The sequence below is a fragment of the Streptomyces sp. ADI95-17 genome (assembly GCF_003846175.1).
GTDB classification, from domain to species: Bacteria; Actinomycetota; Actinomycetes; order Streptomycetales; family Streptomycetaceae; genus Streptomyces; species Streptomyces sanglieri.
In genome coordinates this window covers 646,916-668,602 of the sequence record NZ_ML123047.1, presented here as the reverse complement: position 1 = coordinate 668,602, position 21,687 = coordinate 646,916, and the positions used below count along the sequence as shown (strand labels likewise).

General features: G+C 68.1%; 15 protein-coding genes and 3 pseudogenes. 9 read left to right on the top strand and 9 right to left on the bottom strand.

Annotated elements, in window-relative coordinates:
• Positions 1-153: 153 nt before the first annotated feature.
• From EES42_RS21995 to EES42_RS21975, 5 genes and pseudogenes are all read left to right on the top strand, one after another.
• Entirely contained in the window at positions 154-1,005 is an 852-nt protein-coding gene (locus tag EES42_RS21995) for a M24 family metallopeptidase (protein ID WP_124719942.1), read from the top strand.
• Complete coding sequence (locus EES42_RS21990) at positions 1,002-2,783, top strand: SDR family oxidoreductase (protein WP_164495289.1); 1,782 nt, start codon at positions 1,002-1,004, stop codon at positions 2,781-2,783. The genes EES42_RS21995 and EES42_RS21990 overlap by 4 nt, the downstream gene beginning before the upstream one ends.
• Positions 2,780-3,757 (top strand): MerR family transcriptional regulator, encoded by a 978-nt coding sequence (locus EES42_RS21985; RefSeq protein WP_124719941.1) that lies wholly within the window; start codon positions 2,780-2,782, stop codon positions 3,755-3,757. The genes EES42_RS21990 and EES42_RS21985 overlap by 4 nt, the downstream gene beginning before the upstream one ends.
• 170 nt (positions 3,758-3,927) lie before the next feature.
• Positions 3,928-4,470, top strand: a complete 543-nt coding sequence (locus tag EES42_RS21980) for an RNA 2'-phosphotransferase (RefSeq protein ID WP_124719940.1) — start codon at positions 3,928-3,930, stop codon at positions 4,468-4,470.
• A 67-nt stretch (positions 4,471-4,537) separates the two neighbouring features.
• Positions 4,538-4,753 (top strand): annotated as a pseudogene (locus tag EES42_RS21975) (LLM class flavin-dependent oxidoreductase); the annotation flags it as partial.
• Positions 4,754-4,765: 12 nt separating this feature from the next.
• Here EES42_RS21975 and EES42_RS21970 read toward each other — a convergent pair.
• Together EES42_RS21970 and EES42_RS46295 are read right to left on the bottom strand one after the other, a co-directional pair.
• Positions 4,766-5,254, bottom strand: a pseudogene (locus EES42_RS21970) (DNA-binding protein).
• A pseudogene (locus tag EES42_RS46295) lies at positions 5,251-5,498 on the bottom strand (hypothetical protein). The pseudogenes EES42_RS21970 and EES42_RS46295 overlap by 4 nt, the downstream one beginning before the upstream one ends.
• A 232-nt stretch (positions 5,499-5,730) precedes the next feature.
• Between EES42_RS46295 and EES42_RS21960 the strand changes: the two are divergent.
• The 4 genes from EES42_RS21960 to EES42_RS21940 all read left to right on the top strand — a co-directional run bounded on the left by EES42_RS21960 (position 5,731) and on the right by EES42_RS21940 (position 12,682).
• Positions 5,731-7,995 carry a plasmid pRiA4b ORF-3 family protein gene (locus tag EES42_RS21960; protein WP_164495288.1) on the top strand — a complete coding sequence of 755 codons (2,265 nt, stop codon included), beginning with the start codon at positions 5,731-5,733 and terminating at the stop codon, positions 7,993-7,995.
• Positions 7,996-8,179: 184 nt separating this feature from the next.
• On the top strand, positions 8,180-10,963 hold the full coding sequence (locus EES42_RS21955; RefSeq protein ID WP_241196537.1) for a DEAD/DEAH box helicase: 2,784 nt from the start codon (positions 8,180-8,182) through the stop codon (positions 10,961-10,963).
• Complete coding sequence (locus EES42_RS47315) at positions 10,960-12,195, top strand: SWIM zinc finger family protein (RefSeq protein WP_124719937.1); 1,236 nt, start codon at positions 10,960-10,962, stop codon at positions 12,193-12,195. Before EES42_RS21955 ends, EES42_RS47315 begins: the two co-directional genes overlap by 4 nt.
• A gap of 241 nt (positions 12,196-12,436) precedes the next feature.
• Positions 12,437-12,682 carry an LLM class flavin-dependent oxidoreductase gene (locus tag EES42_RS21940; protein ID WP_266620539.1) on the top strand — a complete coding sequence of 82 codons (246 nt, stop codon included), beginning with the start codon at positions 12,437-12,439 and terminating at the stop codon, positions 12,680-12,682.
• Between the two features lie 50 nt (positions 12,683-12,732).
• On the opposite strand, the gene EES42_RS21935 is transcribed toward EES42_RS21940, so the two are convergent.
• The 7 genes from EES42_RS21935 to EES42_RS21910 form a co-directional block, all read right to left on the bottom strand.
• Positions 12,733-14,739 (bottom strand): type I restriction-modification system subunit M, encoded by a 2,007-nt coding sequence (locus tag EES42_RS21935; RefSeq protein WP_164495287.1) that lies wholly within the window; start codon positions 14,737-14,739, stop codon positions 12,733-12,735.
• Positions 14,736-15,647, bottom strand: a complete 912-nt coding sequence (locus EES42_RS47310) for a restriction endonuclease subunit S (protein WP_124719935.1) — start codon at positions 15,645-15,647, stop codon at positions 14,736-14,738. Before EES42_RS47310 ends, EES42_RS21935 begins: the two co-directional genes overlap by 4 nt.
• A gap of 641 nt (positions 15,648-16,288) precedes the next feature.
• Entirely contained in the window at positions 16,289-17,215 is a 927-nt protein-coding gene (locus tag EES42_RS21925; RefSeq protein ID WP_241196505.1) for a hypothetical protein, read from the bottom strand.
• On the bottom strand, positions 17,212-17,487 hold the full coding sequence (locus tag EES42_RS46285; RefSeq protein WP_241196504.1) for a hypothetical protein: 276 nt from the start codon (positions 17,485-17,487) through the stop codon (positions 17,212-17,214). The genes EES42_RS21925 and EES42_RS46285 overlap by 4 nt, the downstream gene beginning before the upstream one ends.
• Positions 17,488-17,538: 51 nt before the next feature.
• Entirely contained in the window at positions 17,539-17,850 is a 312-nt protein-coding gene (locus tag EES42_RS21920) for a hypothetical protein (protein WP_124719934.1), read from the bottom strand.
• Between the two features lie 415 nt (positions 17,851-18,265).
• The gene (locus EES42_RS44810) at positions 18,266-19,156 is read right to left on the bottom strand and encodes a Shedu anti-phage system protein SduA domain-containing protein (protein ID WP_164495285.1); all 891 of its coding nucleotides are present in this window, start codon (positions 19,154-19,156) and stop codon (positions 18,266-18,268) included.
• A 1,315-nt stretch (positions 19,157-20,471) separates the two neighbouring features.
• A complete protein-coding gene (locus EES42_RS21910) occupies positions 20,472-21,644 on the bottom strand; it encodes a serine/threonine-protein kinase (RefSeq protein ID WP_124719932.1) in 1,173 nt (390 codons plus the stop codon).
• Between the last annotated feature and the right edge of the window lie 43 nt (positions 21,645-21,687).

Sequence of the window (21,687 nt, the reverse complement as noted above, 5' to 3'; positions counted from 1 at the left end):
CGGAGGGGTGGCGCGGCGGGTGGCCGGAGGGGTGGCGCGGCCGAGTTGTCCACAGGTCTCCGCACACCCCTTGACGTAGTCGCCGGACATTGTCACATTCATCAGTGTCACGTTACGGGCACGTACCGCACACGGCAGGGAACGGACGGTGGCATGAACTCGGCAGTGAAGGACGAAAACGCCCCGGAGCTGCGGGGGTTCAGAGAAGTCCAGAGCCTTGCGTACGCCTGCGCGGAGGCGGTCGCGGGCGGGCTCAAGCCGGGCATGACCGAGCGCGAGGCTGCCCGCATGCAGCGCGACTGGCTGCGTGAGCGCGGGGTGCGGGACTGGTTCCACCTCCCCTTCGCCTGGTTCGGGGACCGCACGGCGTTCGCCGGCTTCAAGGTGCCCCTCCAGTTCTTCCCGACCAACCGGAAGCTGGAGCCGGGAATGCCCTTCATCCTCGACCTGGCCCCGGTGTACAAGGGCTTCACGGCCGACATCGGCTACTCCGGCTGTCTCGGGCTCAACCCCCTGCACGACAAGCTGCTGGCCGATCTGGAGGCCCACCGCGAGCTGATACTGCGCGAGGTGCGCGAGCGGCGCTCACTGCGGGAGATATACGAGAACGTCGAACGCCTGATGATCAAGCAGGGGTACGCCAACCGGCATCGCGCCTACCCCTTCGGCGTCATTGCCCACAAGGTCGACCGCGTCGCCGAGCGCCGCTGGTCCCCGCAGGTGTTCGGCTTCGGCACCCAGTCCATCAAGGGGCTGATGAGCGATGCGCTGCACGGGCACCGGGACGGCTGGTCGCCGCTGTGGAGTCCGTACAGCTTCTCCGACCATCCCCCGCAGCCGGGTCTGTGGGCGGTGGAGCCCCATCTCGGATTCCGCGGTACGGGCGCCAAGTTCGAGGAGATCCTGGTGGTCACCGACTCCAAGGACCCCGAGCAGAGCGCCTTCTGGCTGGACGACGATCTGCCGCATGTGCGGCGCTGGGCCGAGGAAAGGGTGGCGGCATGAGTCTGCGAGACCTGCCGGGAGCGCGCGAGCGCCGGGTGCGTACGGGCGGAATCGAGCTGTGCGTCGCCGAGTTGGGCGACGAGGAGCGGCCCACGGTCGTCCTGGTGCACGGCTATCCGGACAGCAAGGAAGTCTGGACGGAGGTGGCGAAGCAGCTGGCCGACCAGTGGCATGTCGTGCTGTACGACGTGCGCGGGCACGGCCGGTCCACGGCCCCGATGCCGCTGCGCGGCGGCTTCACCCTGGAGAAGCTCACCGACGACTTCCTGGCCGTCGCCGATGCGGTGAGCCCCGACCGGCCGGTGCATCTGGTCGGGCACGACTGGGGGTCGGTCCAGGCCTGGGAGTTCGCCACGGTCAAGCGGACCGAGGGCCGGATCGCCTCGTTCACCTCGATGTCCGGCCCTTCCCTGGACCACTTCGGGCACTGGATCAAGCAGCGGATGGCCCGGCCCACCCCGCGCCGGGTCGGCCAGCTGCTCGGCCAGGGCGCCAAGTCCTGGTACGTCTACATGCTGCATACGCCGGTCCTGCCGGAGCTGGCCTGGCGCGGCCCGCTCGGCAAGCGGTGGCCGCGGATGCTCGAACGGCTGGAGAAGGTCCCGGCGGGCGACTACCCGACGTCCTCGCTGCCCGACGACGCGGCGCACGGCGCCTGGCTCTACCGCGACAACGTCCGCGCCCGGCTGAGCCGGCCGCGCACGGACGCCTACGCCCATGTGCCGGTCCAGCTGATCACCCCGACCGGCGACATCTTCCTCTCGGAGAAGCTTTACGACCAACTTGAGCTGTGGGCGCCGCAGTTGGTACGCCGCACTCTCGACGGCAAGCACTGGGTGCCGCGCACCAGGCCGGACCAGCTCGCCTCCTGGATCAGTGAGTTCGTCGCCGCCAACGAGGCCGCCGAGGAAGACGGCCGTCCGATGCAGGACACCGCGCCGACCGGGGCGTACGCGGACAGGTTCGGCGGCCGGCTGGTTCTCGTGACGGGCGCGGCCGGCGGCATCGGCCGGGCCACCGCCTTCGCGTTCGCCGAGGCGGGCGCCCGGGTGGTGGCCGTGGACCGGGACGCGGAGGGCGCGGCCAGGACGGCCGAGATGGCCCGGCTCATAGGAGCTCCGGCCGCCTGGGGCGAAGAGGTCGACGTCAGCGACGAGCAGGCGATGGAGAAGCTCGCCGAGAAGGTCGCCGCCGAGTACGGAATCGTCGACGTCCTGGTCAACAACGCCGGGATCGGCCTCTCCGGCTCCTTCCTGGACACCACGAGCGAGGACTGGAAGAACGTCCTCGACGTCAATCTGTGGGGCGTCATCCACGGCTGCCGGTTCTTCGGCAGGCAGATGGCCGAGCGCGGCCAGGGCGGCCACATCGTCAACACGGCCTCCGCCGCCGCCTATCAGCCGTCCCGGGCGCTGCCCGCGTACAGCACCTCCAAGGCGGCCGTGCTGATGCTCAGCGAATGCCTGCGGGCCGAGCTCGCCGATCGGTCGATCGGGGTCAGCGCCATCTGCCCCGGCATCGTCAACACGAACATCACCGCGACGACGCACTTCGCCGGGGCCGACGCCGCGGAGGAGAAGCGCCTGCGCAAGCGGACCAGCCGGCTGTACGGGCTCCGCAACTACCCGCCGGAGCGGGTGGCCGACGCGATCCTGAAGGCGGTGGTGCGCAACCAGGCCGTCGTGCCGGTGACCCCGGAGGCCCGCGGCGCCCGCTTCCTGTCCCGGTTCAGCCCCGGCGCGCTGCGCGGGATCGCCCGGCTGAAGCCGCCGCTGTGAGCGGCCCCGGGCAGTCACCGGCGGCGGACCGGAAGGCCGCCGCCGAGTACCGGATCGAGGACCTGGCGCACGCGAGCGGGGCCACGGTCCGCACGATCCGCGCCTACCAGGACCGCGGTCTGCTGCCGACACCGGAGCGGCGCGGCCGGGCCAATGTGTACCGGGACACCCATCTCGCCCGGCTCCGGCAGATCGCCGATCTGCTGGACCGCGGATACACACTGGCCAGCATCAAGGAGCTCCTGGACGCCTGGGACACCGGCCGCGGGCTGGGCGGGGTGCTCGGGCTCGTGGCCGAGGTGCACGGCCCCTGGACGGACGAACAGGCCGACCGGATCACCCTGGACGAGCTGATCCGAAAGTTCGGCGGCGCTCCGGACGACGAGGCGGTCGCCGAAGCGGTGGAGCTCGGCGTGCTCGAACCGATCCCGGGAAGGGACGACGAGTTTCTGGTGCCCAGCCCCCAAGAGCTGTCTGTCGCAGTCGAGTTGCACGCGGCTGGTGTACCACTCAGCGCAATCTCCGGGCATTTGAGGGAACTTCGCGGCCAGGTCGAGCAGATCGCCTCGCGTTTCCTGGAGTTCACCACCGAGCACGTCTTCGCCCGCTATCTCGGCCATCGGCCTCCGACCGACACGGACGCGGCCGAGGCGGCCGCCATGGTGCGCAGGCTGCGTCCGCTCGCCCAGCAGACGGTCGACGCCGAACTCGCCCGTGCGATGCGGACGTTCGCGACCCGCCATCTGCATCATCACCTCGCCTCGGACACACCTCTCGGATCCGATCCCCCGTCGCTCGCGACGCGTCGCGTGGATCTCCCTTCCGAGACAATCCGGGCCGTCCAACAGCTGGTTGGCGCGGAGAACGTCTCCGCCTTCGTCACGGCCTCCACGGAACGCGAGGTGCAATCAAGGACATTGGACGCACTCACTCCACCAATCCCCAAACCGGAGCGAATTAAGCAAAACGGTTAATTTCGGCTGCACTTGTCCACAGAATCGCCAATCAGCTTGTGGATAACTCAAGTTGACTGTGGATCAAACCTGTGGACGAAAACTTTCCTCAGTCCGGCCGAGAATTGCTCCAGCGCATCGTGAGCGAAACCCGGATGCGCCGACGAGACGATCCCCGGCACCCTAGCGACATGGATGAAAGACGCACCGTCAAGGTGTCCAAGTACCTCTCGAAGCACCTGCGCCATCAGCCGGAGCGGATCGGCATCACGCTCGACGCGAACGGCTGGGTGCCGATCGACGCGTTGCTGCGTGCCATGGCCCGGAACAACGTCCCCCTCACCCGGGCCGAGCTCGACCATGTCGTGGCCACGAACGACAAGCAGCGCTTTGCCGTGGAGAACGGCCGGATCCGCGCGAGCCAGGGCCACACCGTCCCGGTGGACCTCGACCTGCCACCGGCCGAGCCGCCCGCGTACCTGTACCACGGCACGGTGGGCCATGCGCTGGACTCGATCCGGAACGAGGGCCTGCGGCCCATGGCCCGCACGCACGTCCACCTCTCGCCCGACCGCGAGACGGCGACCAGGGTCGGCGCCCGGCGGGGCCGGCCCGTCGTCCTGTCCGTGGACGCGGGCGCGATGCACCGCGCGGGCCACACCTTCCACGTCAGCGCCAACGGCGTCTGGCTCACCGCTTCCGTACCGCCCGCGTTCCTGCGGTTCCGCGACTGACCAGCGGCTCAGCCCCGTGCCTGCACGGAGCAGACCTGTCCGTTTCCGGGCCCGTATGGTCGTATCCATGCGTCTGAGCACTCTGATCCTCCCCATCCACCGCTGGAGCGAAGGCCGGAAGGTCTGGCAGCGTGCCGAGGAACTGGGGTTCCACGCCGCCTACACCTACGACCACCTGGCCTGGCGGACCTTCCGCGACGGCCCCTGGTTCGGCGCGGTGCCGACTCTCACCGCCGCGGCCGCCGCCACCGACCGGCTCCGCCTGGGCACCCTGGTCACCTCGGTCAAGCCTTTTTCACCCATCACGGTGTGACGAGGGCGGATTCCCTCCGGGGCCGGCGCACGGGCACCTGCGCCCGTCCGCTCTGATGCCGATGAGCCGGACGCGGCCCCCACACAGCCGCGTCATGTCGTCGATGTCGAACGTCAATACGACCACCGGACCCGGCTGGCGCAGTGCCACCTCGGCGACTGTCGCGTCGATCGCGTACTTGTGGCCTTGCAGGCCCGCGGCCTTGAGCAGTTCCGCGGCCTTGAGCAGTTCTGCGGACGCTTTCGCCGCGCCCTCGGTCACCGGCTCCACTTTGACGCGGGGCAGCGCCCACCGCGGCCGAGGCATGTTCACGCGTGCATGGCTGACTTCCACAATGCTGTTGGCGTCGATGACGAAATCGGCCCCATGGCGTGGAACACCCGGAACACGGCAAGGATCTTGCGGTCCTGCGCGATCCAGGCGGGAGAGCCCTCGGGAGTCCAGGACCACGGCCTCGGCATGATCGTTCACGCCGCGCTCGCCGACCCGTCGGCGCTCGCCGTCCCGGAGATGCCGGAACGGGCCTCCGCCAGCTCCTCCTCGGTGAAGGCCCCGTGTTCCTCTGGTGGCGTAGCAGGTCCGCCCCCAGAAGCTGGTGCCGCAACTGCCGCGCCGCCACCTCGGCGACATAACCGGAAACGTTGTCGGTGAGCTACCTCAGTTCGGCGACCTGCCCGGTCGGCAGCGTCACCGTGACGCGCGTCGTATCCGCCATGACGCGAACATACTGCGATATGCGCACCCCACTGCTGTCGTCCCGCCAGGTATGCGTCCGCGCATGGCGGGGCCGCGAGGTCGGTGCGCGGGCACAGGGTATCCGCTGCGAGCGATACCGGGGCCGCCACGACCGAAATGACCGCAGCCGAAGTGATCCGGTTTGGGTTGGGCCACACGCGACCGTCATGCTGGGGCCATTCGAGCGGCCTCGGACGGGTGGGAGACAAAGGATGCGACGAGAGACGGGGGCGGCCCCGTCCGATCTCCAGCTGAAGATCGCGCTGCACGGCACCCAGCCGCCTCTGTGGCGGCGGCTCGTACTGCCGTCCGACACCTCTCTTCGCACCCTGCACGACGCCGTCCAGGCCGCCTTCGGCTGGCAGGGTGGCCATCTGCACCTCTTCACCGACGAGTCCGGCCGGGTGTACGGCGACGCGGCCCGGCTCACCGACATCGATCTCGGCTTCGGCCCCGGCAGCAGCGACCAGCACGCCATCGCGCTCGGTGATGTTCTGCCCGAGGACGGGGCGCGGCTGCGCTATGTCTACGACTTCGGCGATGACTGGGAGCACCGGATCACGCTGGAGAAGACACTGCCGCGACCGGTCGGCGCGGAGCGAGCGGTGCGCTGCGTCGGCGGCCGTCGTGCCGACGTACCGGCCGAGGACATCGGCGGGGTGTGGGGCCTGGGCGAGGTACTGGCACGCCTCGAAGTGCCCGACAGGGCGGGAGACGGCCCGTTCGACGAGCTGGTCGCCGAGCTGCGGTCGGCCGGCTACAACCCGGCAGATTTCCCCCGGGACGGGATCGCCGAGCGGCTGGCCCGTTTGACGCCGGACATGGTGCCCGGCACGGCGAAGCCGCCGGCCGGTACCCGGGCCGGGCGCGGCGGTGGGGGACAGCCGGCGGCCGAGGACACGGCATCGTGCGCCTGCGGGCGCTGCCGAGGGCCGGGCAGCCCGGTCGACCCCGGAGTCGACGGACCGGTCGCGAGTGTGCCCGTGCTGCGCCCGGTGACCCTGGCTCCGGGGGAGGACCTCGCGGCGGCTGTGCGGGATGTCCCGCTCTTCGAATCGGCGCTGCGGCTCACCACCTGGTGCCGCGAGGGACGGCAGGTCACCGCGAGCCGGGTGCTGCGGCGCGCGCTCGCCCGTGAGGCCGTCGAGGAGCTCCGGCTATGGGAGTTCGCCGACGAGGGCTCGCCGTACGCCGAGGCCACCGCCCGGGCCCGTGCGTTGAAGGCGCTGCGCAGCGCCAAGGACGTGGACGTTCTCGACGAGCCGTGGAGTTTCGCCGTGAACCGCGGGCTGATCACGATCAGCGGGGGCCGCGCCTGGGGTGGCGAGGCGGCCGACTTCGCCGGCGAGAATCTTCTGGAGCTCTGGTCGGTCACCCTGGGCGACCTGCTGGAGGAGATCGACGAGACGGGGGTACTGGACGAACCGCTCGGCGAGCTGGGAGAGCTGGGCGAGCTGGACGAGCTGTCGGCCGAGATCGCCGACGCGCTGATCGGGCAGCTGTACGACGCCCTGGACGGCACCTGGGTGGAGATCGACGACCTGCGGGCGAAAGCCCGAGAGGCGGGTGCCGAAGGGCCCGAGCTCGATTTCCTCCTGGCCTTGTTCGCGACGACCTTCCGGGACCTGGCGGAAGAGCTCGCCTACCTGGGCGCGGTGGAGTTCGTTCCCGGTGACCATGGTGTCGTCGCGGCCGAGGATCTCCTGGCCACGCCCCTGAACGCTGTCAGCGGGCGCGGGCTCTCCGGTTCGGATGCCTGGTCGGACGCCTCGGGCCGGCCGAGGGACCACGAGAACGGGGACCGCATGCGGCTCACCCCGCTCGGCCGCCACGGGCTGCGCGCCTACTTGATGGAATGCGGTGCACTCGCGCCGCTGCTCGGCGAGTACGCCGAAGCCGACGCAGACACCCTCCTCCAGGGCCTTCTGGGCTACTCCCCCGAGGAGACGCGCCAAGAGGTCGAAGGGTGGCTGAAGCACCGTTCCGGGGCTGACGCCGCGGTGGGGCTGCTCGACGCCTGTGCGGGCGACGGCCCCGACATCGCGGCCAGACGCGCCGTGGTCCAGCCGGTGCTGGCCGTACTCGACGACTCGCGAGCACTGCGCGTGCTGCGCAAGGCGGCGGACTCCGGCATCGAGGGATGCCGCCAGGTGGCCGCCGCGGCCCTGGGCGCACGCCCTGAGGCGGACGCCCACGCGGATGCGGCGCGCGCGGAGCAGGCCCGGTTGTGGCTGTTCATCGACAGTCTCTCGCTCTTCGTCGGTGCCCAGGAGGACGAGGAGCTGCTCCTGGGCTTCCAGGAGAACCCGAACGTGGCACCAGAGGTGCTCGAACAGCGGGTGGACGACCTTTGGCGAGTGGAGCACCCAGCCACCGCCCAGGTCCTTGCCGAGCTGGGCGAGAGCCTGCGCGATGTCGACAAGCGGCTGGCCAAACGTATCCGCACCGCGGCGAACAAGGCGCGCTCCCGCCGGTGACGGCGGGGCGGCGGAACTCACCGGAGAACGACGGGTACGTGGTGATGAGCGAGGCACGGTGCGGCTCGCTCACAGGAGGACGGAGTTGAGGAAGGTGGCGCGAGTCGTCGCACGGGAGCCGGGCACGGGCCGCAGGAGTGTGCTGCCGCTGGCGGCACCGGAGTCGGCCTCCTGGGCGCGGGGCCTGCTCGACAACGGCTGGGCGGCGGTGTTTCTGCCCGGCGAGCCCGCCCGCCTCGGCCGGCTGCTGCTGTGGCAGCCCGCCGGGGCGGCCGCCGCCGAGGGCACGGCACCCATCGGCGTCGAGACCGACGCGGTGGAACTGGTGCTGCCGCACGGCCGCTCGGTCAGGCGGCGCAAGGTGACGGGACACGCGCTGCCCGCCGCCCTCGCCGTCGCCGCCCTGACCGGGGCGCAGCCACCGAATCCGTCCGCCGCCGCCTGGCAGGCCGCCGCCCGCTTCGCGCTCCGGCTGCTCGCCGACGGCCGCCTCCACCCCGCCCTCACCCCCGCCGGCTACGACACCTGGCAGGCGGGGCCTTTCACCGCTGCCCAGCGTCAGAACCTGGACGCCCTCGCCGCCGCGTTCCCGCCCCACGCCCACTGTCTGCCCGAGCCCGGCCCGCCTCCGGTGCGGATCGCCGAACCCACCGCGCTGGTACGCCAGTTCTGCGACGCGGTCGCCGACGACCTGGTCCGCACCCCGGCCGCGCCGCTCGCCATGGGGGCGCTGCCGTACGCCTGGCGCGAGACGCGTGCCGTACCCGCCCTGCGCGAGTGGGCCGAGGAGACCGCCACCGCGTTCACCGCCGATGTCGGCGTCTCCTTGCGCGTCGACCCCCCGGAGGGACGGCGCCGAGTGTTCCGGGCCGTGCCGCAGCTGCACACCGCGGCGGATCCGGGGCTCGTCGTCGAGGCCGCCCGGCTGTGGAGCGAGCCGGACGAGGTGGAACGGCTGCTCGGCCCGCGCGCCGAGACCGAGACGCTGCTGGCGCTGCGCCGCGGAGCCCGCGCCTGGCCTCCGCTTCAGCGGCTGCTGAGAGACACCGCTCCCGACGAACTCCGTCTGTCCGACGACGAGGCCCTCGACCTGCTGGGCGACGCCACCGACACACTGCGTTCGGCCGGCATCGACGTGCACTGGCCGCGTGAGCTGGTCAAGGCACTCACCGCGGCCGCGGAGATCGGGCAGCGCACCGCCCCCGGCTCCAGTGCTGGCGGACTCCTCGGCGCCGACGCACTCCTCGACTTCCGCTGGCAGATCTCGCTCGGCGGCGAGCCGCTCACCGAGGCCGAGATGGACGCCCTCGCCGAGACACGCCGCCCTCTGGTTCGGCTGCGTGACCAGTGGGTGGTCGCCGACCCGAAGCTGGTGGCCCGCGTCAGGCGCCGCCGGATGGAACCGCTCACGCCCATGGAGGCGCTGAGCGCCACGCTGACCGGCGAGGTGGAAAGGGACGGCGAGCAGATCCCCTGTGAGGCGGTCGGCGCGCTCGGCGACCTCGTCGCCCGTATCCGCGATCCCGAGTCACGTACTCCCGCCCCGCAGCCCGCCGCGCTCAAGGCCATGTTGCGCGACTACCAGAGGCGGGGCCTCGCCTGGCTGGCCGAGATGTGCGAGCTCGGCCTCGGCGGCTGCCTCGCCGACGACATGGGCCTGGGCAAGACCATCACCCTTCTCGCCCTGCATCTGCACCGCCAGACCGACCCCGCGACCGCCGGCCCCACCCTCGTCGTCTGCCCGGCCTCCCTGCTCGGCAACTGGGAGCGCGAGGCGGCCCGGTTCGCGCCGTCCACTCCCGTGCGCCGCTACCACGGCGGCGAGCGCCACCTCGACGACTTGGCCGACGACGAGATCGTCCTGGTCACCTACGGGGTGCTGCGCCACGACCGCGAAGCCCTCGCCGGGTCCGACTGGTCGCTGATCGCCGCGGACGAGGCACAGCACGTCAAGAACCCCTACGCCGTCACCGCCCGCGAGCTGCGCGCCGTGCCCGCCCGCGCCCGCGTCGCCCTCACCGGCACGCCCGTGGAGAACAACCTCTCCGAGCTGTGGGCGCTCCTCGACTGGACCACTCCGGGGCTCCTCGGCCCCCTCGCGGCCTTCCGAGACCGGCACGCCCGCGCCATCGAGTCGGGCGAGGACCCCGAGGCCGCCGGACGCCTGTCCCGTCTCGTGCGCCCTTTCCTGCTGCGCCGCAGGAAGTCCGACCCGGGAATCGCGCCCGAGCTGCCGGCCAAGACCGAGACCGAGCGGGTCGTGGCGCTGACGGCCGAACAGGCGGGCCTCTACGAGGCGGTGGTCCGCGAGACCATGGCGAAGATCGAGGAATCCGAGGGCATCGCCCGCCGCGGTCTGGTGCTCAAGCTGCTGACCGGGCTGAAACAGATCTGCAACCACCCCGCCCAGTACCTGCGCCAGTCCACGCCGCTCGGCGGCCGCTCCGGCAAGCTCGACCTGCTCGACGAGCTGCTCGGCACCATCACCGCCGAGGGCGAGTCGGTGCTGGTCTTCACCCAGTACAAGCAGATGGCGACCCTCCTGGAGAAACATCTCGCCGAACGCGGCACCCCCACCCTCTTCCTGCACGGCGGCACCCCCGTCGCGCGGCGCGAGGAGATGGTGGAGCGCTTCCAGCGCGGTGAGGTACCAGTGTTCCTGCTGTCGCTGAAGGCGGCGGGCACGGGACTCAACCTCACCCGCGCCACCCACGTCGTGCACTACGACCGCTGGTGGAACCCTGCGGTCGAGGACCAGGCCACCGACCGCGCCTACCGCATCGGCCAGGACAGGCCCGTCCAGGTGCACAAGCTCATCGCGGAGGGCACCGTAGAGGACAAGGTGGCGCAGCTGCTGGAGTCCAAGCGCACGCTCGCCGACGCCGTCGTCGGCTCCGGCGAGGCCGCCCTGACCGAGCTGTCCGACGCCGACCTCGCCGAACTCGTCGCCCTGGGAAGGCAGTCATGACCCGTGCACTCCCCGGCCAGCGCCGCACACCCGCCCGTGGCAAGCGCGCCTTCGCCACGACCTGGTGGGGCCAGGCGTGGGTGACGGCCCTGGAGGACTCCACCCTGGACGCCGGACGCCTGTCCCGCGGACGTACCTACGCCCGTCAGGGCAAGGTCGGCCCAGCCGATGTCGCCCCGGGCCGGGTCAAGGCCGCCGTCCAGGGCAGCCGGCCGAGCCCGTACCGCTCCTCGGTCCGTCTGCCCGTCCTCACCGACGCCCAATGGGACACCCTGCTCGACACCGTCGCAGCCCGTGCCGGGCATCTGGCGGCGCTCCTCGACGGCGAGATGCCCGCCGAACTCGTCGACGACGCCCGCCAGGCGGGCGTCCCCCTTCTCCCCCAGCCCACCGAACTCGACCCGGACTGCTCCTGCCCCGACTGGGGATACCCCTGCAAACACGCCGCCGCGCTCTGCTACGCCATCGCCGCCGCCATCGACGCCGACCCGTTCGTGCTCTTCGCGCTGCGCGGCCGAGGCCGCGAGGAGGTCCTCGCCCAGCTGCGCACACGCCGTACAGTGCCCCGGCAGGCAGCGAGCCCCCCGGCCCCGACCGGCGTCCCGGCCTCCGCCGCGTACACCGACTGGGCCGAACACGCCCCCGGGCTGCCAGAACTCCCCGCACCGGCCGCCCACACCACGACCCTGCCCGTAGCCCCACCACCCGGCAGCGGCCTGACCTCCACGGACCTGGAGCACCTCGTAGCCGACACCGCCTCACGCGCCGTACGGCTCCTCGCGGGTGACACCGCCGACTTGCACCTGACCCAGCACCAGGACACGGTACGGATCGCCGCGTGCAGCCCCGGCCCCGAGTGGTTTCACCACCTGATCGAGAACACCGGCACCAGACCGACCGAGTTCGCCCGCCTCACCCGCGCCTGGCGCCACGGCGGCACGACGGGCCTCACCGTCGCCGAACAACCCCACACCCCAGCCCCGGCAACGATGTCGGCTGCCCGCGCCACTCTGACCACAGCCCTCACCGAGATGACCACCACACCCGGCCCTCTCCGGACCTGGCGCAACCGCCTCACCCTCACCGACCACGGCATCCAGCTGCGCCTGGGCCCCGACACCTGCTGGTACCCCTACCTCCAGGATGACGACGGCGAATGGTGGCCCGCAGCACCGGCCGATACCGACCCGATCACAGCGCTCACCGCGGTCTGGCAGCAGACCGAGGCGTGACACGAACGACAGGCCCGTGGGCGGTGGGGCACAAGTCCACGTCAGTCGCGCCTCGTTCATGCATCATGCGCTGACCTGCGAAACCGACCGGCCCACTGCTCTTGCGGACTCCGGCAACCGACTTCGGGACAGTGCTGCGGCCAGAGGCCGATGAGCCGAACCTTGCTGCCGCACAACCGCGGAAAATCGTCGACGTCGGACGTGAGGATGGCGACCTTCGGCCGCCACGTAGGCTCTGCCCATGCGCCTGAGCACCGTGATCCTTCCGATCTACCCCTGGGCCGAGGGGAAGAAAGTGTGGCAGCGAGCCGAGGAACTCGACTTCCACGCCGCCTACACCTATGACCACCTGTCGTGGCGGAGCTTCCGCGACCAACCCTGGTTCGGTGCCGTACCCACCCTTGGCGCTGCCGCCGCATCAACCGAGCGTATCCGTTTGGGAACGCTCGTGACGTCAGTCAAGCCTTTTTCACCCATCGCGGCCTGAACTGCAGAAACGCAGGTTGCACGTTGATCCGCGCCAAGGGCGCAAGCCGATCACGTGTAACCAAGCTCCTTCAACCGAGCTCCAAGCCTTGCCGCAGCAGCCTCGCTCTGCCTCTCCAGGTCCATGAGCGAGGTCTCGTATCGGTCGCCCCATGAGCGGTAGACATTGACCAGTCCCTGTCGTTCTGCGACAACGAGCTTCTCCACTCGAGATCGGAGATCCTCACCAAGAACATCGAGTACTCGTTCGCGCGCCATGTTTTGAGGGAGATACGAAGACTGTCTGCCGTCGGCCGTGGCCCACCGGTCGATCACCCCAGGAAAGCCACGGAGGTCCAGGCTTCTGAGGTCGTCCTGCCGGTTCGACCACCATGCAGCGAAGGCTCCGGCCAGCTGGTATCGGTCCAGAATCTCAGCTGGCAACAGTTCCTCACGGAACGAAGCCATGAGCCGGGGGCGCAGCATCAATAGCCTTTCGCTCTCGGCTAGTTCCGCAATTCGTGATGCCGCTTCCTCCCACCAAGAACGGCAGCTGTCGATGAACTCCTCCTCTCGGGCAGCAGCGAGGCCCGGGAGACGTGCCGCAGTCGCCTCGCAGCCGCCGCTCAGAAAATCGAGATAGTCGGCACTCTTCAGCGTGAACAGGTCAGCGAGTCCGATGCCGTAAGAGTGGAACTTTGCTACTTCCGTCTCAACTTCGCTTCGTGGTACGCCGCCGAACAGCGTCGCACGTACGTCCAGCGGTGGTTCGGCAGGAGGACTCGCGTCCACGTAGCGCCGGATATTGAGATTGAAGTCGTTTTCCGCAATCTCCTGCAGCGAGACCGCCCGCGAGAATCCAGGAATTTCCATCCATTCACGGAAAACGCTCACGATCTTCTCAATATTCTGTGGCTCTAGTCGGTTCTGAGACCGCCCGGTGACCACTTCCCGCTCGGCGTTGATGAACAGCACCTGGCCGCGCTGATCCGCTGGTGTTCCGTTCGCACCCCGTAGCACCAGGATGCAGGCGGGGAGGGACGTGCCGTGGAAGACGTTCGGCCCGATACCGATTACCGCTTCGAGCCGTGCGTCCTCGACGATGCCCCGGCGGATCTCCCTTTCAGCCCCACCCCGAAACAGCACACCATGAGGTGTGACCACAGCTCCGATTCCGTCCGGACGGAGTGTGGCCAGAACATGCTGGACGTTCATCAGGTCGGCGTTCTTAAGCTGTCCTGATGCCCCGCCATACTTCATCCGCTCCGGGTGCCTCACCTCCTTCTCGGAGTACTTCATCGAGAAGGGAGGATTGGTAAGCACACGATCGAAGCGTCTGAGACGCCCGTCCTCCACTGAGTGAAGCGGATCGGTCAGTGTGTCGCCGCAGAGCACCGAACCGTCCGTGATGCTGTGCAACAGGAGGTTCAGCCGGGCCGTGGACCACGTTGCGCCGTTCACTTCCTGCCCGAACAGAGCGAGGTCCGCGCCGTCCCCGTCGTGCTCGTCGACATACTGCCTGGCCTGGACGAGCATGCCTCCCGAACCGGCGAACGGGTCGTAGACCGACTGTCCCTCCTGCGGCCGGACCAGGCGCACCATCAGCCGGACCACAGAGCGGGGGGTGAAGAACTCACCACCCCGTTTCCCCGCGCTGTCAGCGAACTCGCTGAGGATCAGGTCATAGGCACGCCCGACCTCATCGCCGAACTCCAGGTTGTCGTCGCTCAGTAGAATGTGGTCGAAGTGATCGACCAGTGCCTTCAACTCGGCACGGCCCAACCTTCTGTCGAAGTCGGGGGCTTCAAAGACACCCTTCAGTACCTCAGGGTTGCTCCGCTCGAGTTCCCACAAGGCGTCGTTGAGTACGTGACCCAGCGCCTTGCCCTGGTAGCCGACGATGTGGGACCAACGCGCCCGCTCGGGCACCCGAAGAACACCGGGCTGGTCCGAGGCCCGCTTGAGGACCAGCATTCCGGAGACGACATCACGGTACTGCGAGGCGTCCATTCTGCCCCGCAGGATGTCGGCGGCGCCGAAGAGGACCCTTGCCAACTGCGCGACGGTAAGGGGACTCACGTGTGCCTCGTTCCTTGAACCAGCTCTCCGAAGATGGCCGGCCGTAGTGCCTCAAGGCGGTCGGCCATCTGCCGCTGAATCCTGATCCGCGCGTCGACATCGGCCAGGGCCTCGACGATGGAGCGCTGCCGGTCCAGCGGCGGAACAGTGACCGGCAACTCGTTCAGCATCGTCGAGTTGAGCGACGGGACCGTACCCGGGAGGGACTGTCCCAGCAAGGCCCGTTGCACGGGCGGATAGGACAGATACGACACGAGGTACGCGGGCAGGACGAACTCGCGCCGGGGCCTGAGGCGCAGACAGGACGAGCCGTAGAACCATGCGGCGTGTTCTGCCTCGATCAACGCCAGCCGACCGAGTGTCCCCTGCCGCACGACGAGGAGGTCGCCTTCCCGCAGCGCGAACCGGCAGAGCCGCTTGGCCTCGCCCCACGGCACCCGGCGCAGCCGCCGGGTGTCCACCGTGTGGTGATCGGTGAGATCTGGCGGCGAGATCACCGGCACCCCGTCAGGGCCGTCGTGCAGGGTGTCCAGCAGCGACCCGGATGGGCCAGCCGTCACTTCACAGAGACTCCCGAGCGGAATCTGCTCACCGTGAGCCGGCGATGTGTCGTCTACTCGCACAGCGTCTCCGTCCTTCTTCCCCTCATGCCAAATTTCTCTGCTTCTGTAGGTGGGGGAGCTGTACGCGCATGGCTCCCCCACCCAACCCCGGTTGGTCAGACAGTGTGCAGCCAGTACCGCATCGCGGTACGCACCAGCTCCTCCACCACGACAGTCAAGAGAGCGGTAGCGACTACGACCAGTACAGCCGTGCCATGCCCCATGAACGAAGCACACGCCACAGCTACCACGATGGTCCACAGGAGAACCAGCACGACTCCCCTGGTCCGGGGCGGCAGGGACCATGCATGATGAACGTTGACAATCCTCATCGGTTGTCCTTCCTGTCCCCGCGCACTGCGTGGGAACGGTATAGCCGCACCGCCCTGCCGGGCCTGCAAACCATGCGGGGTGGTGCGGTGGTTATGTGTCAGAGGGTCTTGCCCGCGGCGCCGGACAGGAAGCGACACACCTCTCCCACCCCGCCACCACACACGTAGCCCAAGCACGCCCGAGCTTCGATACTCAAAATCATACACACCGTCAGGCTGCGGAGCTAGCTTCGCAGTTGGCTGGCCTTCCTCTACACCAAGGTCCGCATGTGGTCTTTTGGCCGAGCACACCCCCGGGCTGCGCGGCCTCCCCGCGCCATCCCCACACCGCCGCGCTGCCCGTCGCCGGCGGCCCGTCCGCCACGGACCCGGAACGCCTCACGGTCGACACCACCACACGCGCCGCCCGTCTGCTGGAAGGCGACACCAACGAGCCTGCACCTTCCCCAGGGACGCCTCCCTGACCTGGGCTGACGTGCCATGAGGCAACCGAAGACGGCAGTTATCGCCCCGGCCGGCGTCCGATGAGCCGGGTGTCGGAGCCTTTCGCAGAGCGCCGCCGAGGCGACTGCCTACCACCAAGGCCCACCGCGCCGCCCTCGTAAACGGTGACTGTCAGCGGCCGACGGCAAGCGCACTGAGACGGTCGCCGATTACGGAGACACCAGGGCGCGGCTTGTTCGCGTAGTACCAGGGCTTGCGTCGGCACAGCAGCGCCTCACCGTGCTCGCTCCAGGTGAATCCGGGCTTCCGCAGCAGCTTCCGGAACACCGCGTCGGCCGTCTCCGGATGGGCGGCGGCAAGTCGGCGGATCGGCAGTGGCGCGATCGACTCCTCGCGCAGGTACGCGCGCAACAGGTCCTGGTGCTGTCTGTGGCCCGCGAGGGCCGGGGCTGCGAAGAGGTCCCGCAGCATCCCGTAGTCCGCGTAGAAGTTGAGCCCGTCGACCTCGTCGTAGATGATGCCGATGGTGTCCGGCTCCGCGAGTTCTCGCGGCAGCTCGAAAAACGGCAGGTCCAGACCGGGAAGCCGTCTGCCCCGGGTACGGTCGGGCTGTCCGGCGACGGCGGCCTCTTGGCGGTGGCGGTAGTAGCCATTGAGGAGGTCCTCAGCTTCGGCAGGTGGCAGAACCAGTTCGTCGCCGCCGCAGAACTCGACAAACGCGGCCCGGTCCTCCCGCATTCGCTGCCATCCCTGCTCAAGCTTTTCGGGGTTGCGGAAAACCAGTTCGGGTTGGCTGGTGGCCAGGTGGAGAGCGGCCTGGGCGATCTCGGCGGCGCTGGACTTGGGGTAGCTCGACATCGCCCCGGACACCAGCCACGCCCCGCCGGCCGAGTGGACCGGTACCAGGCAGGTGTGGAGGAAGCACCCCTTGGACACTCCACGGAACGCCGTCCGCCCGACATTCGAGTACGTGTGGTACTCCAGGTCGTCGACCAAGTTCAGCAGGACGACGGCATCCCCTTCCTTACGCTGGATCTCGAAGATGCCCTCGACCGGGTCACGCCAACCGAGCAGCGTCTCCCGGTCGACCGCGGTCAAGTCCTTCCGCCTGCCGGACGGTCCGCCACGGTCGCACCGTCCGGCAGGCGGTACCGCAGGATGAAGTGGTCAATGATCCGGATCGCCTCGCCCTCGTCCAGCTGCCGCTCAGGCCCTGCGGCCTCAAGCAGGAGGGGCGTCAGCCACCGGTCAAAGCGGGCGCTCTGCCCGAAGGCAACAAGCTGCCCCTTCAACTCGGCACTGCGCTCGATGAGGTCGGTCAGCGACGGTTCGCCAGCGTCCTGCTGCGTGCCATGTACGGCGTCAGCCACGTTCAGCCCTCCCAGACAAGCGGTCCCGCGCGGGGTGTGAGGTGCCCGACCTCAACCGGCCCAGTGACGGTACGCCTCGATCCACTCCGCGCCCTCGGGCGCCGGGCTGGGCAACGGCAGCTCCAGGATTCCGATCGATTGCCGAATGCCGCCGCGAGAGCATAGGGCGACGATCCGTCCGTCCGGCGTGAGGTCGATGCCGTCCACGGTTACCTCGCCGCCGAGAACCGCGGTGGTGAAAGGCAGGCCGAGGTGTTCCTCAAGCATGGTGAACAGACCGGTCAGCTGCTCGTCGTAGTTGTAGGCATCGACAGTCGCCTCTTCGATCATGGCCTCAAGCCCAGCCGTATCCAACACGCCCATGTGACAACACTAGCGACCTCGGGCTGACACCGGACGGCCATGGCGCTGCTCGTATCCCACCTCCCGGACGACGAGGGCGGATGGTGGCCCGCGGCACCGGCCGACACCGACCTCATCGCGGCACTCACCAGGGTCTGGGCGTAACGCTTCAGTCACCGACCTGAACGAGATATGACCGCCACCTTGAGTCCCAGGTGGACCATCCAAATGAGGGAGCCAGGAGGCACGAGTTCACATCAGTCAAGCCTTTTTCGCACATCACGTGCTGACCTGCAGAAACTCGGTTGCCGAGAGCCCAAAAACGCGTAAGAAGGGAAGGTAGATCGGTTCGGCTGTGCCGCATTTGGCGGTGCAGTTGGCGCGTGCCGCTGTGTCCAGGCCACCGTTCGAGAGGTCCGCCGCCGTTGTCACAGCCCTAAATGTCTGGGGCCGCCGTCAGGTCAAGCGTTCGCTGCGCGTTTCCGATCAGACGGTCGTACGTGGTTACGCTCACCCGGGTGAGGTGAGAGTTATACGTGCGTATGGTCTCGTCGATCTGCGCGGAACTGGCGCCATTGGTGACGAACGTGCTGTGCCCGATCACCACAGTCATCGAGGCGCGGCGGGCGTCGATGCCGAGGTCGACCAGGAGTTGGGAGCGCTTCTCGTCGAGTTCCCGTAGGTAGTTCATGGCCTGACCCACGGCCTTGTTGATCTCGTGTCCCACGATCAAGTGGTTGCGCTGCACGGTCACGAGGCGGTCAATGTTGGCCTTCTTGAGCTCGACGCCGTGCAGAGTGCCGTCAGGCCGGAGCAGAGTCAGGTCAAGCTGGTCTCTCAGAGTGAGGTTGCGACGGGCGGTGCCCGGTAGGAATTCGCCGCCGAAAATCCACGTCATGCGCTGAACAAGCTTTTGCAGGTCGCCCTCGCTGGTAGCAGAGTCTTCGGCCGCTGCACGAAGCTCGACCAAATCTGCCTGTCGCCTCGCGCGTTGAGTCAAAGTTGCGAGCAGCTGTGCCTCGCTAAGCTCGCTCAACGAGGCAGCGACGGCGGGGTCATTCTCCATTACGGCTAGCAGCCCGCGAATCGCGGTGGCGACCGGCTGATCACTCGTTGGATGCAGGCTGAGCCTCATCCGAGGAGCTTGCCGGAACGGGTCGGTGTCATCCAGGAGGGCACGTGCACCATTAAGGAGACGAAGCCGAAAGATCGGAGTCTTAATGTCCCAACGGAGCACGCTGTCAAGATACTGAAGTTCCCGTTCACCGGTTACTACCCAGCGCTCTATCGGCTGCTTGAGATCGATGCCGAACTCGCCGACGTACAAACAGTCAGCTCCTCGTACTAGGAAGAGCCGTACGGGTACGCCACGCTGTAGATGCGCAAGCACTGCCAGATTCTCCAGCGAGATTCCGTCACTGCTCCGCTGCCCCTGCCCGGGAGCCAGTAGTACGGAACCATTCCATTGAGGTGCCAGCTCACCCGAACGGCTGCCGTCGACAAAGAGTAGTGCGTTTGGTGTTTTCGCGCTGGAGCCAACAGTGCATCTCGGGTTGCCACCGTAGACCTCATGCAGCTTGGCACGTCTCACGACGGAACCAGGGGAGATGTTCCATGCGGCCGGCCACTCGGTGGGTGCCTCCGGGTACTCGGCAAGCCGGATAACCTCACGCCAATGCTTCTCGGGCAGCTCGAGAGGCACGAGTTTGTGGTCGCCTCCGGCCGATCGCACCTGCCGTATCACTCGTGTGATGCCCGCTGCACGCAGCGTGTTGGCCGAGATCGGCGTGGCCAACATGAGCTTCCCAAGATTCAGTACAGCTCTCGTGAGTGCTGGAACCGAACCGTCTTCGTCGCGCTGCGACCTGGCGAGACTCAGGAAGTCACCCTGGGGGACTACGCTGGTGCTGGTGATCTCGCCTATCGCGACTACCCCGCCTCCGCGACCACCGCGCCACACTAGGACTGGGTCACCCTCCTCGAGGTTGTGACTGGTGACTGTGGACAGGGAGGGGTCCCACGCTTCCAGGCTGCGTGCTGCTCCGGAGGGCACCGACTTGTCCCCGGTGACCATCAGCCAGTACTTCACAAGCGCCTCCCAATTTTCGCCTCTGGCTCCATGCTGCCGGTAGGTACTGACAGGCCGCCTATGGCGCAGTACTCGATGGGCGTGTGAGACGCCTCCGGCGATCCTGCTGAGGCCCTCTTGGCCTACCAATCGGCCCAAAACGGCTCAGCCGAGCTGCAGGAAGGCTTCCGTGGTGATCCTCTCGAAGGCAGCCTGGCTCGCGGTGAAGTCGGAGTTGGGGGTTGGTGGATCACGAGCTCGATGAAGCCGAGGTCGCGGTAGCCGTCGACGAAGGTGCCAAGGGAGCCGAGGGCGCCTTCACCGACTGCTCCGGCATGCCCTCCTCGAGCAAGTTCGGGCCCCCGATCGTCACTCAAACTGCAAGGATTGTGGCGCACGCAGGAGGATGTCGTCGGAGCCAAGGATTCCTTCATCTATCGCAGCCCGAGCTGCAAAGGTATGCAGGATGGCGGTTTTGGTAAGGCAGCTCTACTGAGACTGATTGGCGGAGAGAAAATCGTGAATCAGATTCGGGCAGTACCAGGACCAGATAATCCCCCCATGCGCGTGCTGGTCAATTTGTACTCGATCTCGTGATCCACCGTGCGACACCTTCGAATGCGTTGATCGCCTGTGTGTCATAAGGGCCGAAGAAGTCCTGACAATCACGGCCAAGACGGTTGTATAGAGCTGCGGCCCCTCGTGCATCGCCCGATTGGCCGGTGAGCTCAGCGTGCTCTGTGCGCGCCTCGATCACTGCCTGATGGTCTGGACCGAACCGGAGCTCCAATTCGAAGATGCGGCGATCCAACGCCCGGATTCCCTCCGAATGGCGAGCACCGTTGTCCACCGCGCCAGACAGGGTTGCGCGTCCGCCCGCATCAACCAGGTCCTCAATATCCAGAGAGCCCTGGACATCCCTCATCACCTCCGCAACCGCTCCGGCGCTTCGCGGTCGATGCGCCGGGTCCTTGGCCAGGAGGATCCGGACAATGGAGTCGAGCTGGTCGGGAACGCCGGGGCGATGGGCGCTCGGCGGTGCCGGCGCGTCATCCTGGTGCATTCTGCCCACGGTCATCGGGTCGTCCCGAGGGGTGCCGAAGGGTGGGCGCCCAGTCAGCATCTCGTACAGGACGCAGCCCACTGAGTACAGGTCACTGCGCGCGCTGCCCGGCTTACCGTTCCACCGCTCTGGTGCCTTGTACAGCGGGGTGCCCACGCCCGTATGAGACTGAGTGACATCGGCGAAAGACGCCAACCCGAAATCCACGATCTTCACCTCGCCCTGGTTTGTAATCATGATGTTGTCGGGCTTGATGTCGTGGTGGAAAACCTTGCACGAGTGCGCGGCGTCGAGGCCCTCGCAGATTTCGCGTGTCCATCGCACGGTTCGCTCAAGTGTGAGGGTGGGCCCCGTCTTCAAGTGATTGGTGAGCGACTTGCCTCGGACGTACTCCATGACGATGTAGAGCTCGCCGTCATGTTCGCCAGTGTCATAGATGTGCGCGACGTGAGGATGGTTGACCCGTGCCATCGCAAAGCTCTCGCGCTCAAACCTCTTAACCATCCAATCGGTGAACTCTGTGAGGGCTCCCTGCTGGCGGAGGCGTCGCCGGGCAAGGAACTTCAGAGCGACTGTCCGGCCCAGCTTTGTGTCCTCGGCTGGCCATACGTCGCCCATGGCACCACTGACAGGCCCATCATCCGTCGCCTTGAAACGGCCGCCAATCAGTTTGGAGGTGTCCATCTGGCCCCTTTTCCGTTCCTGGTCGACTCGGGTTACCCTGCGA

Excerpts from the sequence above, each read along its gene's own strand:
- EES42_RS47315 (WP_124719937.1), top strand. The coding sequence starts at position 10,960 with ATGACCCGTGCACTCCCCGGCCAGCGCCGCACACCCGCCCGTGGCAAG.
- EES42_RS47310 (WP_124719935.1), bottom strand. The coding sequence starts at position 15,647 with ATGGTCCCTGCCGCCCCGGACCAGGGGAGTCGTGCTGGTTCTCCTGTG.
- EES42_RS21995 (WP_124719942.1), top strand. The coding sequence starts at position 154 with ATGAACTCGGCAGTGAAGGACGAAAACGCCCCGGAGCTGCGGGGGTTC.
- EES42_RS21910 (WP_124719932.1), bottom strand. The coding sequence starts at position 21,644 with ATGGACACCTCCAAACTGATTGGCGGCCGTTTCAAGGCGACGGATGAT.
- EES42_RS21920 (WP_124719934.1), bottom strand. The coding sequence starts at position 17,850 with ATGGGCGTGTTGGATACGGCTGGGCTTGAGGCCATGATCGAAGAGGCG.
- EES42_RS21960 (WP_164495288.1), top strand. The coding sequence starts at position 5,731 with ATGCGACGAGAGACGGGGGCGGCCCCGTCCGATCTCCAGCTGAAGATC.
- EES42_RS21990 (WP_164495289.1), top strand. The coding sequence starts at position 1,002 with ATGAGTCTGCGAGACCTGCCGGGAGCGCGCGAGCGCCGGGTGCGTACG.
- EES42_RS21940 (WP_266620539.1), top strand. The coding sequence starts at position 12,437 with ATGCGCCTGAGCACCGTGATCCTTCCGATCTACCCCTGGGCCGAGGGG.
- EES42_RS21980 (WP_124719940.1), top strand. The coding sequence starts at position 3,928 with ATGGATGAAAGACGCACCGTCAAGGTGTCCAAGTACCTCTCGAAGCAC.